16 protein-coding genes are annotated in these 14,800 nt (G+C 39.3%); 6 read left to right on the top strand and 10 right to left on the bottom strand.

What is annotated here, in order from left to right; genetic code table 11:
- Nucleotides 1-22 precede the first annotated feature (22 nt).
- Entirely contained in the window at nucleotides 23-409 is a 387-nt protein-coding gene (locus GR160_RS06880) for a helix-turn-helix domain-containing protein (protein ID WP_160749131.1), read from the bottom strand.
- A gap of 149 nt (nucleotides 410-558) precedes the next feature.
- Between GR160_RS06880 and GR160_RS06875 the strand changes: the two genes are divergently transcribed.
- From GR160_RS06875 to GR160_RS06860, 4 genes are all read left to right on the top strand, one after another.
- Nucleotides 559-999 carry a nuclear transport factor 2 family protein gene (locus tag GR160_RS06875; protein ID WP_160749130.1) on the top strand — a complete coding sequence of 147 codons (441 nt, stop codon included), beginning with the start codon at nucleotides 559-561 and terminating at the stop codon, nucleotides 997-999.
- 103 nt (nucleotides 1,000-1,102) lie between these two features.
- The gene (locus GR160_RS06870; protein ID WP_160749129.1) at nucleotides 1,103-1,927 is read left to right on the top strand and encodes an AraC family transcriptional regulator; all 825 of its coding nucleotides are present in this window, start codon (nucleotides 1,103-1,105) and stop codon (nucleotides 1,925-1,927) included.
- A 105-nt stretch (nucleotides 1,928-2,032) separates the two neighbouring features.
- The gene (locus GR160_RS06865; RefSeq protein WP_160749128.1) at nucleotides 2,033-2,590 is read left to right on the top strand and encodes a DapH/DapD/GlmU-related protein; all 558 of its coding nucleotides are present in this window, start codon (nucleotides 2,033-2,035) and stop codon (nucleotides 2,588-2,590) included.
- Nucleotides 2,591-2,601: 11 nt separating this feature from the next.
- Nucleotides 2,602-3,642 carry an alpha/beta hydrolase gene (locus GR160_RS06860; protein WP_160749127.1) on the top strand — a complete coding sequence of 347 codons (1,041 nt, stop codon included), beginning with the start codon at nucleotides 2,602-2,604 and terminating at the stop codon, nucleotides 3,640-3,642.
- Nucleotides 3,643-3,844: 202 nt separating this feature from the next.
- Here the strand turns inward: GR160_RS06860 and GR160_RS06855 are convergent, their stop codons facing one another.
- The 4 genes from GR160_RS06855 to mobA form a co-directional block, all read right to left on the bottom strand.
- Nucleotides 3,845-4,135 carry a hypothetical protein gene (locus GR160_RS06855; protein WP_160749126.1) on the bottom strand — a complete coding sequence of 97 codons (291 nt, stop codon included), beginning with the start codon at nucleotides 4,133-4,135 and terminating at the stop codon, nucleotides 3,845-3,847.
- A gap of 7 nt (nucleotides 4,136-4,142) precedes the next feature.
- On the bottom strand, nucleotides 4,143-4,418 hold the full coding sequence (locus GR160_RS06850; protein ID WP_237421180.1) for a helix-turn-helix domain-containing protein: 276 nt from the start codon (nucleotides 4,416-4,418) through the stop codon (nucleotides 4,143-4,145).
- A 223-nt stretch (nucleotides 4,419-4,641) separates the two neighbouring features.
- Complete coding sequence (gene mobB / locus GR160_RS06845) at nucleotides 4,642-5,922, bottom strand: conjugal transfer protein MobB (protein ID WP_160749125.1); 1,281 nt, start codon at nucleotides 5,920-5,922, stop codon at nucleotides 4,642-4,644.
- A gap of 3 nt (nucleotides 5,923-5,925) precedes the next feature.
- Entirely contained in the window at nucleotides 5,926-6,357 is a 432-nt protein-coding gene (gene mobA / locus GR160_RS06840) for a conjugal transfer protein MobA (RefSeq protein WP_160749124.1), read from the bottom strand.
- Nucleotides 6,358-6,763: 406 nt separating this feature from the next.
- Here mobA and GR160_RS06835 point away from each other — a divergent pair, with 406 nt between their 5' ends.
- Complete coding sequence (locus tag GR160_RS06835; protein WP_160749123.1) at nucleotides 6,764-7,807, top strand: DUF932 domain-containing protein; 1,044 nt, start codon at nucleotides 6,764-6,766, stop codon at nucleotides 7,805-7,807.
- A gap of 650 nt (nucleotides 7,808-8,457) precedes the next feature.
- Here the strand turns inward: GR160_RS06835 and GR160_RS06830 are convergent.
- The 5 genes from GR160_RS06830 to GR160_RS06810 form a co-directional block, all read right to left on the bottom strand.
- Complete coding sequence (locus GR160_RS06830; protein ID WP_160749122.1) at nucleotides 8,458-9,567, bottom strand: S41 family peptidase; 1,110 nt, start codon at nucleotides 9,565-9,567, stop codon at nucleotides 8,458-8,460.
- A gap of 23 nt (nucleotides 9,568-9,590) precedes the next feature.
- Nucleotides 9,591-10,694, bottom strand: coding sequence for a serine hydrolase domain-containing protein (locus GR160_RS06825; protein ID WP_160749121.1), 1,104 nt, complete (start codon nucleotides 10,692-10,694; stop codon nucleotides 9,591-9,593).
- 81 nt (nucleotides 10,695-10,775) lie between these two features.
- Complete coding sequence (locus tag GR160_RS06820; protein ID WP_160749120.1) at nucleotides 10,776-11,561, bottom strand: AraC family transcriptional regulator; 786 nt, start codon at nucleotides 11,559-11,561, stop codon at nucleotides 10,776-10,778.
- Between the two features lie 1,042 nt (nucleotides 11,562-12,603).
- Nucleotides 12,604-12,954: a hypothetical protein gene (locus GR160_RS06815; RefSeq protein ID WP_160749119.1), complete on the bottom strand. Its 351-nt coding sequence runs from the start codon at nucleotides 12,952-12,954 to the stop codon at nucleotides 12,604-12,606.
- A 36-nt stretch (nucleotides 12,955-12,990) separates the two neighbouring features.
- On the bottom strand, nucleotides 12,991-14,184 hold the full coding sequence (locus GR160_RS06810; RefSeq protein WP_160749118.1) for a hypothetical protein: 1,194 nt from the start codon (nucleotides 14,182-14,184) through the stop codon (nucleotides 12,991-12,993).
- Nucleotides 14,185-14,349: 165 nt separating this feature from the next.
- On the opposite strand from GR160_RS06810, the gene GR160_RS06805 reads away from it, so the two are divergent.
- The gene (locus GR160_RS06805; protein ID WP_160749592.1) at nucleotides 14,350-14,739 is read left to right on the top strand and encodes a helix-turn-helix domain-containing protein; all 390 of its coding nucleotides are present in this window, start codon (nucleotides 14,350-14,352) and stop codon (nucleotides 14,737-14,739) included.
- Nucleotides 14,740-14,800: the final 61 nt, after the last annotated feature.

The following is a 14,800-nucleotide window of genomic DNA, read 5'->3' as shown; positions in this document are numbered from 1 at the left end:
ATTAAAGCACCACTAAGAATTCTTATTTTCCGGAACCACTTTCTTGTCTTATTTTCTCCCGATGTTGCATCCCCCAGCGGGTCATAGCCCCTACAACTTCTTCTAAGGTATGGCTGTAGGGTAATAACTGGTATTCGATCGTAACAGGATATCCCACATCTACCTTTTTAATAATAAATCCATTCATTTCAAGTTCCTTGAGTTCGCTTGACAACACTCGGGCAGATATGCCTTTAACCTGCCTCTGGATTTCAGTAAATCGATTATTGCCCCTTGCTATAGCTATGATAATCATTAGTTTCCATTTTCCACCTATGGCATAAAGCGCATCGCTTACGGCCATTAACGTTTTATGGCATTCGTCAGTAAACTCTTTGTTTACCTCATCCGGATTATTATCTCTTTTCATTCTCGGTTCATTTAGATTAGTTCCTAACCTTTAGGTAACAACTAATAAATTGTAAGCGAATATAAAATAATTTTGACAATGGATAAACGAAATATTGATCAGTATTTATACTTCCCAAAAAACTTTTTTAATATAAAAAATAGAAAATTATGTCACTTGAATTTTTAGAAACAAAAGACCAATTACGAAAACTAATTGATGACTATGCTACGCTGGGAGACCAGAAGAAAATAGCGGAACAAATGAATTTATTTACAGATGAAATTGTATATAAGGCCTTTATGGGAGGCGCTTTGGTATCAGAGGTATCGGGTAAAGACCAAATGGAAAAGGAGTTTAACGGTCATGCAGCATTAGTTAAAACTTACTTTACGCTAAATGGGCAGCATGAAATTACCATTGACGGTAATACAGCAACCGGTATTTCTTTCACACAAATAAAAATGATACGGGAAGTGGATGGCAAAGATGTACTGACCGATTACAGCGTGAGATATGATGACAGCTATATCTTTGAAAATGGCATGTGGCTTATACATGCGCGTGAAGGACATTTCTTAATTGTTGAAGAACGCTCCTTATCGAAATAGTCTTTTGGAGTGAGCCAATGAGTAAAGTTGTGTGAGCTTCTCAGAAAAATATCTATCGTGGTTAATCAATATCTTTGTGCTGAATCACATTCCGTAAATATTTATGAACCAGGCAATAGAAGATAAGTTAAAGACAATAAGTTATTCGGGGATTTTCCTGTCGTGTTTTTCAGAACAGAGTGAAAAGTGTATTCATTCCACTCCGGAACACGTGCTATTATATCTATATTCCGGTGAACAAATTATCGAATACGGAGACCGGAAATATGTGATTAAACCCGGTGAGTGCGTGCTGATACGCCGCGACCACCGCCTTTTGATGTACAAGAACAGTACAACGGAAGAACTATACAAAGGGATTTCTCTTACTTTCAGCAGGAAAATACTAAGGGAATTTTACAGTAAGCTGAATAAATCAGCATTACCGGCTGACGTTAACGTTACTGATGAAGTGGTTTTCAAAGTGGCTCCCCGCGCTGATGTAACGAGTTTGTTCCAGTCATTAACCCCTTACTTTGATGAAGAGGTAAAGCCTACAGAAGGTGTAGTGCATCTGAAACTGCTTGAAGGTATTTATGCGCTTTTAAACAACAACGAAGCGTTTTACCCGATACTCTTTGACTTTACAGAGCCCTGGAAAATAGATATTTTAGAATTCCTTAATGAATATTTCCGCGATGACCTGAGTATGGCACAAATTGCCGCTTATACAGGGCGTAGCCTGGCAACATTCAAAAGGGATTTCAGGAAAATCAGCAACCTTAGCCCACAGAAATGGCTTATAAAAAGACGCTTGGAAGAGGCGTATGAAAAGCTTAAAGGAGGCCATAAAGTACAGGATGTTTATGTAGAAGTAGGTTTTAAAAATCCTTCCCATTTTTCAACCGCTTTCAAAAAACAGTATGGTTTACCTCCCACTGAAGTATAATGGAAATGAGCTTCTGAGAAAAGCTATTTGAGCCCCGCAGTAAAGCCACTGCGGGGCTCTGTTTTTAATTTTGTCTTATAAATGAGTAGGACAAAAACAAAAGTTATGGGCACCGATATTTTTGAACGGTTATACAATGGGGACACCATTTCGGCTAATGATGGCCAGATGGATTTACTTCGGGAAGCTTCTTACGCCACCAAAAAAATAGTGTTGGAAATGAACCGTTCTTCAGACACCGCTGAAATAAGAAACCTGCTAAGCCGGATAACCGGCACCGAAATACACGAAAGCACTGCCGTATTTACACCACTCCACATCAACTATGGCAAGCATACCAAAATCGGCAAAAACGTCTTTATAAACTTCGATTGCATTTTTCTGGATTTAGGGGGGATTACCATAGAGGACAACGTACAGATAGCTCCCAAGGTAAGTTTGCTTTCAGAAGGGCATCCGCTATCACCGCAGGACAGGCATGCCCTTGTCCCCGGGCAAATAACCATCAAAAAGAATGCGTGGATTGGAGCAGGTGCTACCATACTGCCGGGAGTGACCATTGGTGAAAATGCAGTTGTAGCCGCCGGTGCTGTAGTCACTAAAGACGTACCGGATAATACTGTAGCAGCAGGCATCCCTGCAAAAAATATTAAAACAATTTAAATAGTAATAAAATGAAAAAGACAATAATTACAGCAATGTTATCCCTTTTTATGTTAGGGGTCAGCGCTCAAAACCAGAAAAAAGAAATGAAACAATTAGATACAACAGACCATTATACGTTTCAATTGAGCGATAAGGTAACACGCCAAAAAGTAACGTTTAAAAACCGTTTCGGAATAACACTTACGGGCGATTTGTATGTTCCTAAGAATGGTGGAACTGCATCGCTTGCAGCTGTTGCCATTAGCGGACCTTATGGAGCAGTGAAAGAACAGTCGTCGGGCTTGTATGCGAATCAATTAGCACAACGCGGCTTTATAACCCTTGCTTTCGACCCTTCTTACACAGGTGAAAGCGGTGGCGAACCCCGTAATATTTCATCGCCCGATATAAATACGGAAGATTTCAGTGCCGCTGTAGACTTTTTGGGATTACAGAAAAACATTGACCGAAATAAAATTGGCATCATCGGGATATGCGGATTTGGTGGATATGCCCTGAATGCGGCAGCACCGGACAAGCGCATCAAAGCGGTTGCTACGGCTACGATGTATGATATATCAAGAGGTACAGCAAACGGTTATTATGATAAAAAGACACTGGAAGAACGCACAAAAGAATACATACAGATAGGCGAACAACGCTGGAAAGATGCAGAAAAAGGAACTCCGGCTTATGGTGCTACAGGATTAGCAAACGTACCAGAAAATGCACCACAGTTTGTGAAAGAATATGCGGCCTATTATAGGACAAACAGAGGATTTCATCCGCGATCGCTCAACTCTAACGCCTCGTGGTCTTTGACCAATGCTGTGACCAACATGAATGCGCCAATTTTGCATTACATAAAGGAGATTTCGCCAAGGCCTGTGTTAATTATCGCAGGGGAAAAAGCGCACTCACGCTATTTCAGCGAAACGGCTTATGAAGCAGCAGCAGAGCCTAAAGAATTAGTAGTTGTACCCAATGCAGTCCACACCGATTTGTACGACCAGATAGATAAAATCCCATTTGATAAACTGGAGACATTTTTTAAAGAGAATTTAAAATAATTACCTGTTGGTAAAATAGTAAAAGTCAATCTCAGAGTAATTTATTGGACGCGGTATTGGATTTCTACTAATTGTTGCCTCAGTGCGGCAACAATTGTAAGTCATTATTTTATAGTGTATTTAATTTGTCTCATCAGTGATGAGACAAATTAAACTGACAATTAAAAACTCGCACCACCGGTGCGAGTTTTTAATTGTCAGTTTATCTGTTTTTGAACAACAGCTCCACCTCACTTCTGTACCCCGGATGGTAGCAAGGCGTATACCGGATATAACCCATGACCTGAAGCTCTTTAAAATATTTATGGTATGTGGGTAATGTTTTGATATGCGAAAGCGCCATGATTTTACTTCGGCTGACCTTTATTATTTTTGGTTGTCCCTGCTTGTAACCAAGGTACAGAATAGCACTAAGTAGCGCAAAGTGCCAGACGTTAAGGGAGGTGTCACGCTCAAAAAGTTTCAGGTATTTTAATAGGCTTTGTAGTTCCATAAGGCAGCTATTTGTCGTTAAACAAATTCATGATGTCGGCCTTACTGTAATAATAGGAACCCAGTACTTTTTTAAAACGTATTTTGCCGGTAACCCGGAGGTTTTGTAACGAACCTGCCGAGATATCCAGTAGTTTGCGTACCACACGGCTTTTTAGCCAGTCCAGTACTGGTTTATTGTGCTGCTCCTTTTTAGACTCTTCAATGATTTTACGGAAATCATCCATCATGACAAGGCCGAACTGCCTTAAGTCATCTTTTGTAACATACTCGCTCATCATCATTGCATTTTCAGTTCATAGCCCGAAAATAGTATTAGTAATGGCTGGCTGTATATTTCTGCCATTCGCTGGCAGTAAATGTCCTTAACTGGTATTAGAAACCAAAAGGCACTCCCTTCCTTTGTTGGGAAAGCCTTTTAGTCTTTAGTTTGGTATTGCCAATTTACAGCTATGCTCCTGTGTCGCTCCGCTGCAAAACGGCAGGTTGTTTCGTGAGATAGTCCGGCTATCTCCTCAATCCTTTTGACTTCTTTTTCATTTGCCGTGCAAATGCCTCTTCATCATAATCTTCGCCTTGAGCTTGCGGCAATAGACCACCAAAAATATCTGAGAGAGCATTCGCAGCATCGGACAGGTTTGAATTTATTTTTTCATTTTCAGCTGGTCTGTTGAGTCCACTCATAAGACTAGTATTTGTTGATTTTACATCGTTTGGATTTTGTAAATGAATCTCAGGCTTATTGCCGTTATTCCACCAGTCGTTGAAAACGCCTGCGCTAAGGTTTTTAGTAAGCTGCGAACCGTTCCATACCGACCGGGATTGGTGGTCAATGAATGTGATACCGTAGATTCGGTTATCAGCTGTCCGGCGGACAACCGTATTGATACCCACTTCTTTCAGTCCTGATTTAAACTCATCTTCATTTTTGCTTGCCAGTATTGTTTGCTCAATGGTGGTTTTGAGTGTTGACCTGCTTGGGCTGTTTTGCAGTTGCATTTTAGATTTTGCAAAGTGGGATTGCAATTCGCTATGACCCGCACCTTTTCCGAAAAGTGAGGCCTTGAAGGGATTGCTTGTTTTTTCTCCTTTTTCATTCAGTGTAAAATAGACCAGCCCCTGCCGGGCTTTACCATCGTATTGGCCTTTAACTTCTTCAGCAGTAATGTTGAACAATGACAGCAGCACATTGTAAGTGCCGAGTGTGGTATATTGATAATATTTGGGCAGGTAACGGATAACCGCAGCCATTTGGCTTTTAATATCACCAGCTTTATAATTGACCGGTTTGAAAATGGGTTCGGTTCGGTCTTGTTTCTTTTCCACAGCACTTTTCAGGTTATACTTGCGTTCCAGTTCCCTACAGGCTGCCATAGATTTTCTTTTTTCAAAGGCATCCGAGATTTTTCTGCCCTGTTCATCTACACAAACCGTTACAATATGGATGTGGCTGCGCTCAATGTCATTGTGTTTAAATACGATAAATGGTTGCTTGCCATAACCCATTTTCGCCATGTAGTCTTTGGCGATGGCTTTATAATCGTTGTTGTTTACGGTATCGTCCGGGTCAGGGTTGAGTGAGATATGCACCACCGGTTTTTCTGTTTTTCGGTTGGCAACAAGGTATGCCTGGAACGAATTTGAGATTTGAGCAGTGGTAAACGTACCGTCCGGTGATTCGATGATTTTCTGTCCTGCCAATACCGTTGCAGTATTGTTATTTACCTTGCTCATATTGTAGGCCAACGCACCGAACAAACTTTTCCCCCTGCCAATCTTCGCTACCATAAACTACTTTTTAAGATGGCTGGCTTCAAATTTATTTGTAAGCTCAATAATTTTTTGACCTAACGTAGCAAGTTCAATAGTGTGTTTTTCCAGTTTGTATAACGCTGCTGCGGCTTTTTTCTCTGTAAAATTATTGTAGAGCATTTTTACAACTTGGTTATAGTTGACCCCGATGGTACGGAACTGCACAAACAGTCCAGTTAGCTTTACATGATAGTCTATTGCTGCCTTATCGATTTTTACTGTAGTGATAGTCTTTTGGAAGATACAGGCAGTAATAAAATGTGCCATGACGTTCATACCCGATTGTTCAAATAGGGTCAGGAACTTTGCATTTTCAACAGCCGTCAGGCTGATGGAATAACGGAACGTTGCCCGGTCATCTTTGGGATGCCTGCCGCCTTTATGCTTTTTATGTGTACCGTTATCGTCCACTTATATTTCTTTTTTGTTTTTTCTGCCAGTATTGGAATAAAGATAACTACTGATGTAATCAGTAAATCGCTTCCGGCGATTTATGGCACCGGTTGGCTTTGATAGGTTTAGAAAAGAAACTTTTCCCAAGTAAACCGATAAAAGCAAGCGAAGGTATTGCTGTCAATCCAAAAAAAGACAAAAGACTACGGCATAATGGCTTTGCTCGCACACTCACAAACCCACCCCTCGGGACTTATTCCGTTTCCTTTTGCTTTTTCCGAATTGCCTGCACCTTTTTATTGCTTTCTTTTTTCGGTTTTCTTTTTGGGAAAAAGTTATGCGGAGCGCAAGCGTAGCAGGACTGCCACATTTGAGGATTGGAAAGAGATACAAAACGATTGTATCATTATTAAATTCAAAAATTATGGCACATAATTTAAATTTCAACACAGAGACAGGACAGCACGCTTTTATGAGCGTAAAGCAGCCCGCATGGCATGGGCTTGGGCAAATCGTAGAAGACTACCCGACAAGCCGTGAAGCGATAGTGTTTGCAGGTTTGGACTATGAAGTAGCAAAAGCTCCGATCTTTGCAAGGGGTACAGGTGAGTTTGACAGTTACCCAGTACCTGACCAATACGCCACAATGCGCACCGACACCAAAGCCGTTTTTGGCGTGGTGGGTAAAGACTACCAAATCGTACAAAACAGTGATGCGTTCGCTTTTTTCGATGCCATTATAGGCGGTGGCGAGGGCATACTGTATGAAACAGCCGGTGCACTAGGCAACGGGGAACGCATATTTATTACCGCCAAACTGCCCGGCTATATCCGTGTGGGTAACGGGGACGATGTAACACAAAAGTATATCTTCCTGACCACCTCCCACGATGGCAGCGGTTCAATTATGGCAGCTTTTACGCCTATAAGGGTTGTTTGCTCGAACACATTAAACGCAGCCCTGAAAACCGCTACCAACGTGGTACGCATACGTCACACCGCAGGCGCAAAAGAACGTTTGGAACAGGCGCATAAAGTTATGGGCGTTGCTGATAACCTATCGGTACAATTGGAGGGCATTTTTAACCAATGGGCTAACGTGCGCATTGAAGATAAACAGGTTAAGCAGCTGATACAGTTGGCACTTTGTCCGAACAAGGAAACCTACAACCTTTTAAAGAAAGGGGCTACCGAGGAACTTTCAACGATGTATAAAAATGCCTGTGAGGCTGCATTCAAGTATGCTATGGCGGACGATACCCAAAGCATGGCTACCACCAAAGGCACTTTGTTTGGTGCCTACAATGCCGTTACGGGCTATTACCAAAATGTACGCAGCTTTAAAACGGATGAAGATAAATTAAAAAGCATTTGTTTGGGCGGTACGGCACAGGCACGGGGGCAAAAAGCCTTCGACCTGTGCGGGGGCTTTGCCAAAGATGGGGCGGTTGCCCTGCAATTCAACTGATAGTTAACCGCAGCCCGCAAAGCAGCGCTGCTTTTTTATACGTACCTGTATACCTATTCATATAAGTATGTGGGTATTTATGTATATACATACTTGTGTAAATAGATATGTATTTAGATATGTACAACAATACACAGGTACATACGTAAATACGTATGTACGTACCTACACACATAGCTACGTAGCTAAATATTGCTGTACGGCTGGCAATACAGCGGTACAGCAATACGTCTGTCTGTCTGGCAGGCTCGCCAACGATACAGCAAAAAAACAAGACAGCACAACATTGATACAATTAGTAAGTTGACAGGCTGTATAATTTTATCTTTGACAAGCAAGCCAGCCGTATAGCCAATAGTATAGTATTGCTTTGAATCCTTACAAGCTGCCACACATAGCCAATGGTTGCTTTACAGGGAATTTTGCGGGCGGGCAGCCATCAGGGCTGCCGACCAATATTGGTTTCCGGTAGGATATATTCTTGTTTATCTTATTTTCACATTGTTTTACACTTTAGTTGTAAAGTTTATTCTTTAATAAGAAGCCTTCTAGTAAAATTATAAAGTAGTAAGATTAACGTTTACGGCTTAAAATGTATGTTTTTATTAAGTCGCTGCCGTGGTGGGAAGCCGATGTTGGCGGTAGTTCCTTTAATTACGGTTCTTTAATAATTCTTTGATAGCTGTGTCTAATACGGGGTCATTCAGGTTTATTAAATCATTTTGGGTATTTAGAACATGAATGTCAACAGGTGCGCCGATTCCTTCATAACAAATCATTTTGTTGTCGTAGTACCGCTCATTAGAGAGTGAAATAAGCCACCCATTTGGAAGTGTAAAGCCATACATATTTGAGTAAATGCCGCGTGTGTTTGAACCGACGATTTTTACATTGGGCAGTTCTCTCATTATCGAAGCAAATAAATCTCCGGCGCTTACTGTTTTGTCATTCGTTAAGACTACTACAGGTTTTGTAAATTGAAAAACACCTTTGGGCTCAGTATACCATGTTTCCAGTTGCCCAAAATCTTCATATCCTCCCTTTCTTATTCTTGTTTTTTTATGCATCCCAATTACTTTACTAGTTGTAAATCTGCCGGCGACTTCATAAGCAAATTCATCATTGCCCCCAATATTATCTCTTACATCTACGATAATTGATTTCACATCTTTAAAATTTGCAAACAGCTTATCCAATAGTTTACCTGCAACTACTGCATCAGGTACATTATCGGAATCCTGATCAACGAAGCATCTGTTGAAACGCAGGTATCCAATGCCATTTGAAGTCGAATAAGCAAACAGAGGTACATGATTAAATTCAGGACCTGCGTATTGCAGCGCTTTAAAATGTTTTTGCGATAAGGAAGAATCTACCATTTTCCAAAAAGCGTTACGTAAACTATCCGTTGGGAACTCTTTTACGAACTGCGAAGGTTTCACGGATTTGAATTGCTTTATTCCCGGAACGATAACGTTGATATGATTGTCATGAAAAGGAGCCAGCATCTGAGAAAAAACCGTATATAAAGAATCATCAGAGGTATTGGCGTTTATCAGTGGCCTATATTTTTGATAGGTGGCATGCCAGTCAATATTCCTTAACTTAAAGAAGGCATAGTTGTCTTCGAAAGTATGCCATAACACTTCAAAATTTAATTCCGGTTTTGAAATAGCAGTGTCCTTTGGATAGGACACCGGATTTTGGGCAAAAACAAAACTAACAGAAAGTGATAGCAATGCAAGGATAATTTTTTTCATTTTAATTTTTTTTATGTTTGTTGTTAGTTTCCATTTTCGAATAGCGGCAATAAAACATCGAATAAGTCACCCGCCCTGTTACAGTTTGTAAAAAAGACAAAACCTCTTTTTAAATCTTTATACATAACGAAATAACTCGTAAAATCACCATTATTTCCGCTGTGCATATATCTGATTCCATAATTGGTTTTTTTAATGGCCAAACCAAGCCCCCAATAATCAGCTTCATCAGAATCAGGAACCTTGATCTGCGGTTCAAACATCTCTTCAAAAGTATTTTTTGATAATCCTTTTTCATCCATCAGCGCAATTACAAAATTTGCGTAGTCAATTGCGTTGGTATGCAACCCGCCTGCCGCACTAAACTCTTCAAACTTTTTTAATGTGCCTGGCATATTATTGCCATCATTTTCATTTTGACGGTACCCCGTTACTTTATGTTGTGCAACATATTGGTTCCAGCCAAAACACGCGTGTTTCATTTGAAGGGGTTTACAAACTTCCTTATATACGGTATCAGACAGGCTTTTTACATCAGTATGCAATAAGTGGGCAATAACATTAACCAAATATTGATATCCTTCCCCTGAATAATTATAGGCAGTGCCGGGATTAAACTTTAAATATTGAGCGCCTTCGGGTACATGAAGGTTTGGATCAGCAGGTTCATATTCATGCCAGTTTGGTAAACCTGAAGTATGGGACAGGATCATTCTTGCTGTGATTAATTTGTTGCGATTATCATATTCAATTTCAGGATAAGACAAATATTGATACAATGGAGTGTCAATATTTATAATGCCTTTTTCCTTCATCTTCATTATGAAATAAGCAAACACAGGCTTGCTCATAGAACATGCCTCGTACATAGAGTTCCGGTCAGCTTTACTTTTATTTTTTATATTGGAATAACCGAACTCTTTATAATAAGCTATTTTTCCATCATCAATGAATGCAATTGATACGCTTGGTAAATGAAAAGTATCAACCTGTTTTTTAATAAAGTGGTCAATATCGGATGCACTTACTTTTTTCCCATTTAGAGCAGTTACCGAACGGCAGGAATACTGAATTACTAAAAGAGGAAGGGTAACGACTAAAAATAAAATCTTTCTATTTTGTTTCACAGACATCTAAATTTTACGTTATTGAGCAAAATTATTTTGTGTCGAAAAGAATAAATAGCATGAATTTAGCCATTAAGAATTTTATGATTTCTTATACTCCATCGGCAAAAAACCTGTGATATGCTTGAATGTTCTGATGAAGTGGTTTTGATCGAAAAAACCGCACTCTAACGCAATGTCAGTTAGTGTCAATTTCGATGATTTAATTAGGGTAAGCGACTTTTCTATTTTTATGCGGCGTTTATATTCCCCTATAGTACAATGAAAATATTTTGGAAAATTTTTTGAAAGTGTTACGGGATGCATATTCGTAATTAGCGCCAGTTCGTGCAATGATACTTTTTCATCCGGGTTATCATGCAAGTATTCTTCAACGGCACTTATCCAAAGCGGGAGTTTGTTTGTTTGGGTATGATATTGCTCCTGGCTTATTAATTGAAACAATAACATTTGGATAGATATTTCTGATAAAGAATCATAAGTAAGCAATTCTTTGTAAATCTTTATCATTAAAAATTTGAATTCCAGATTTTTCAAAATAGCAACTCTTGCTTGTGTGTCGTCAAGGTTAAACTGAGCAAAAAAACTTTCTTCCAATTCTAAATTAACCCTTCGAGAAGGTTTAGCGATTTTTACGACCTGATGCATTTCGCCGGAACTGTAGTATTGAATACTACCTGGGTTAATATCAAAAGCATCTCTTTTCTTCTCCACACAACCACCTTGTATCATAAAGCTTAAGTGAGCATTTTCGTGACAATGCATTGAGCTATTATAATCATTGATATTATAATCAGTAACACATGCGATAATGCCATTTATATTTTTCGCACAAGTTACATCCCCCGAATATGTACCTTTTTTCAAAGTTAGCATTTGTAAAAATAATTATATCCTATCATTTTTCAAACTGTGATTATTATAGTAATGTCAGCAACTAAATTACACCAACACTCCCACGCTAGGCGCAGTGCCTGTGTTTAGCCTGCGACACGCATTGCCGCTTAGAACATGTTGTGCGAAGTTACTGAATAGATTCCGACTAATCAATGATTTAGTAACGTAGTTGCCGATCTTACACCAAAATATTTTCAACACAATCATTTATAATCAAAATATTATTTATTGCTCAGCACGCCTGTTAGGCGCAGTCAATAATTGAGTTTTTGGCCTCTGTTTTTTGAGATTAAATAACGGAGCAGCTGTTTTGGAATAGTTAATAGTTAGCAGCAACATTTTTATCCCTGCAAGGTGCCAAAGATTATAAAAAGGTGGGTTTGCAGGGAATTTATACAAGCGGGCAGCCATCAGGACTGCCGACCAATATAGGTTCCTGGTAGGATGTGTTCTAACTTTACCTTATCACCAAATTGTTTTGCACTTTAGCTCTAAAGCACACTCCTTAAAAAGAAGCTTTTTGGTAAAATTTTAAAAAGGTAATAAAACCGCTTTACCGCTTTTATACTTTTAAAACCTTATAGTTTTATTACCTACTTCCAAGCCACCAGGTTAGCTATATAACCTTTAAATCTACCTGCTTTATTATTTGGCAAGTAAACCAGTTAAATGATATACTGAATCTTCGGGTGGGCACCCTACAGGCATGCCATCAAGGGGTAAACTTGATTAGTTTATTGAATTTATTAGCCTTTTTTTCCTTGTGGAAAAGATGATTTGTTCCGGACAAAACAAAAAGGGCTTGATACCCTTTTCAGTTTATTTCCTTTATCTAAAATGTTGCCGCGTAGCAACAGCAAGTTGTGTCTTGAGCTGCTTGAAATACTTCAGCAGCTCAAAACAACTTGCCCTTGCGCAGTGGGCTAAAAAATCTCCGGAGTCGATTTTTGATGTGAGTCGCCAAACTTTTACTGTTATTTATTGATTTATTTTTTATTATAGAAAATGCCTTTTAGTTTTTACTGTTTTTAAGTTCTTCCAGTTTCAAATAAAGTCTATGGCAGTTATCCAAAACCTCCGATTCATTCAAGGGTAATAGTTGGGATGCTATCCTCAAAACGCTTATAACATGGTAACCCGGCTCTGCTATCTCGCCTGAATTTGTATCACCATCGTGATACATTGCGTGCATGGAAATCTTTAGAAGGTCTGAAACGGTATACATCAAGTCACTGTAACTATCAAAATGCAGCCGGGCTTCAAAGCTGTCATCACCTGTATCCTCAGCTAATGTGGTGAACATCCACATTCTGGTCTCTGCGTTTGCGAACTTTTTTATCGCTTTTTTTCTTTCTTTTTTCATATCGCCACATCAATTTATAGCTTTTCAGCACTTCATTTATATTGATATTTGCTCGTTTAAATTATTTACAGCATTCAGGTAATCATTTAGCTCTGTAAGTGTCTGGCCGGTGTCTCCAGGGAGTAATTTCTTAATAAGTTCTAGTACACTTACGAGGTGATAATGGGGATTCCTGACAAATCCACTGTTCTCAGAATCGGCATTATACAGCGTATGCAATGAAATTTCTATTAAGTCTTCAATAACCACAAACAGGTCAAAGTAGCTGCTGAACTTAAGATTACATACATAACCCTCTGTATCAGTCAACATATATTTTGGTAATTTCGGCCGCGGAGGGGATTCCTTTCCGGCTTCATCATTTACTGTGTTTTCCAATTCGTGTTTATCCTCCCTAGCCGGAGTAGTCTGGTCTGTCTCTATTTTTTCGTAGCATCTAGCAACAGCTTCCATAAATAGCCGTTCTATTTCTTTTCGTAGGGATTGCGTCTTACACAAAAGTTTTTCAATATCTGCGCGGGAAATATGCAAATGGTTTTTGTGCCTGAATGCCAGGTATGCGGAATGAAGTAGTTCCAGCAAGCAAACATCTTCTTCGTGTTCGATGTCAAATAATGTTGCAATGCCTGGCACATAGCCCGTAAGTGCAGTTTGGTGTTCCGAAATATCTTTTGCAAAAAGCTGTTTCCCTAAAATAAATTCTTCTGCAATTTTGAACAGCTGTTCCATCATTTGATGTAATGTATACGCCGCATCCACATATTTCTCATTCTTCAGACTTTTAGGAAAGGTGGTATACCTGCCATCTACTTTGCCCATTGCCCTTTTAAATTGTTTCTTGGCACGTGGAATTAAAATAGATGGCTGTATGCTCTCAGGGTGGAAGTTAGTTTTAGCTTCGGTATTTGTGTAAGCCAGCTGGCCTAAAACGCAGTGCTCAATAAAATAGAGGTTGCCCTTGCGTATGGCGTCAGCCGCATAATCACCCGAAAACACATTATAGGTAATCGAGAGATAGTCTTCAAATACCTGGTTGAGTGGCTCCAGCAGGTCATTGTCAATACGTGTAAAGGTGGTATCTACAAACAATATAAATCTCGTCTCCGGTGCTGTATTGGCGACAGAGATATAAATATCTTGCATTGGGGCAACCTTTATTACCTTTTCGGTTAATTCTTTGAGAATTCCTGCTGAAGGATCGCTTTGCTTAATTTGAATGGAATCGTTCATAATCTTACGTTTTAAAGTGGTACATCATTGAAAAATTGTATTTTTGTTATGAAGCACAAGTAAATCATTGCTTATCCTGTACCAAATCAATTTCCGATGTATGGTACATGGTTTTCAATGTATTTTACAGGGTGGCACTTTATTTTCAATTTTATACCTTTGATTATGAACACGACAAAACCAAACCATATAGGACGTAAAATCAGCCGTATTCGCGAACTGCGTAATATGAAACAGGAAGCCCTTGCCCAGGCAATGGGAACAAACCAGCAGGCTATTTCTATTTTGGAGAACAGTGAAGTAGTTGAAGATGAAAAACTGGCTGAAGTGGCCAAAGCTCTTGGTGTGACTGTGGAAGCGATTAAGAATTTTTCTGAGGAGGCTGTGATAAATTATTTCAATAATTTTAGCGATAATAGTATTAATCAAGGGCCGATAGGGACTCACAACACGTGCAATTTTAATCCACTCGATAAAGTTGTAGAACTTTATGAGAGATTAGTTCAAGCCGAAAAAGATAAAGTAGCTTACTTGGAGAAGCTTTTAAATAAATAGTAAACTCGTTTTACTGTTACTGATGGAGACCGCTGAAAGGTGGTCTCTTTTTTATTTTACG

This window comes from Flavobacterium sp. Sd200 (assembly GCF_009826935.1).
Classification (GTDB): domain Bacteria; phylum Bacteroidota; class Bacteroidia; order Flavobacteriales; family Flavobacteriaceae; genus Flavobacterium.
The sequence above is the reverse complement of the archived record's forward strand: the minus strand, read 5'-3'. Positions and strand labels throughout refer to the sequence as shown.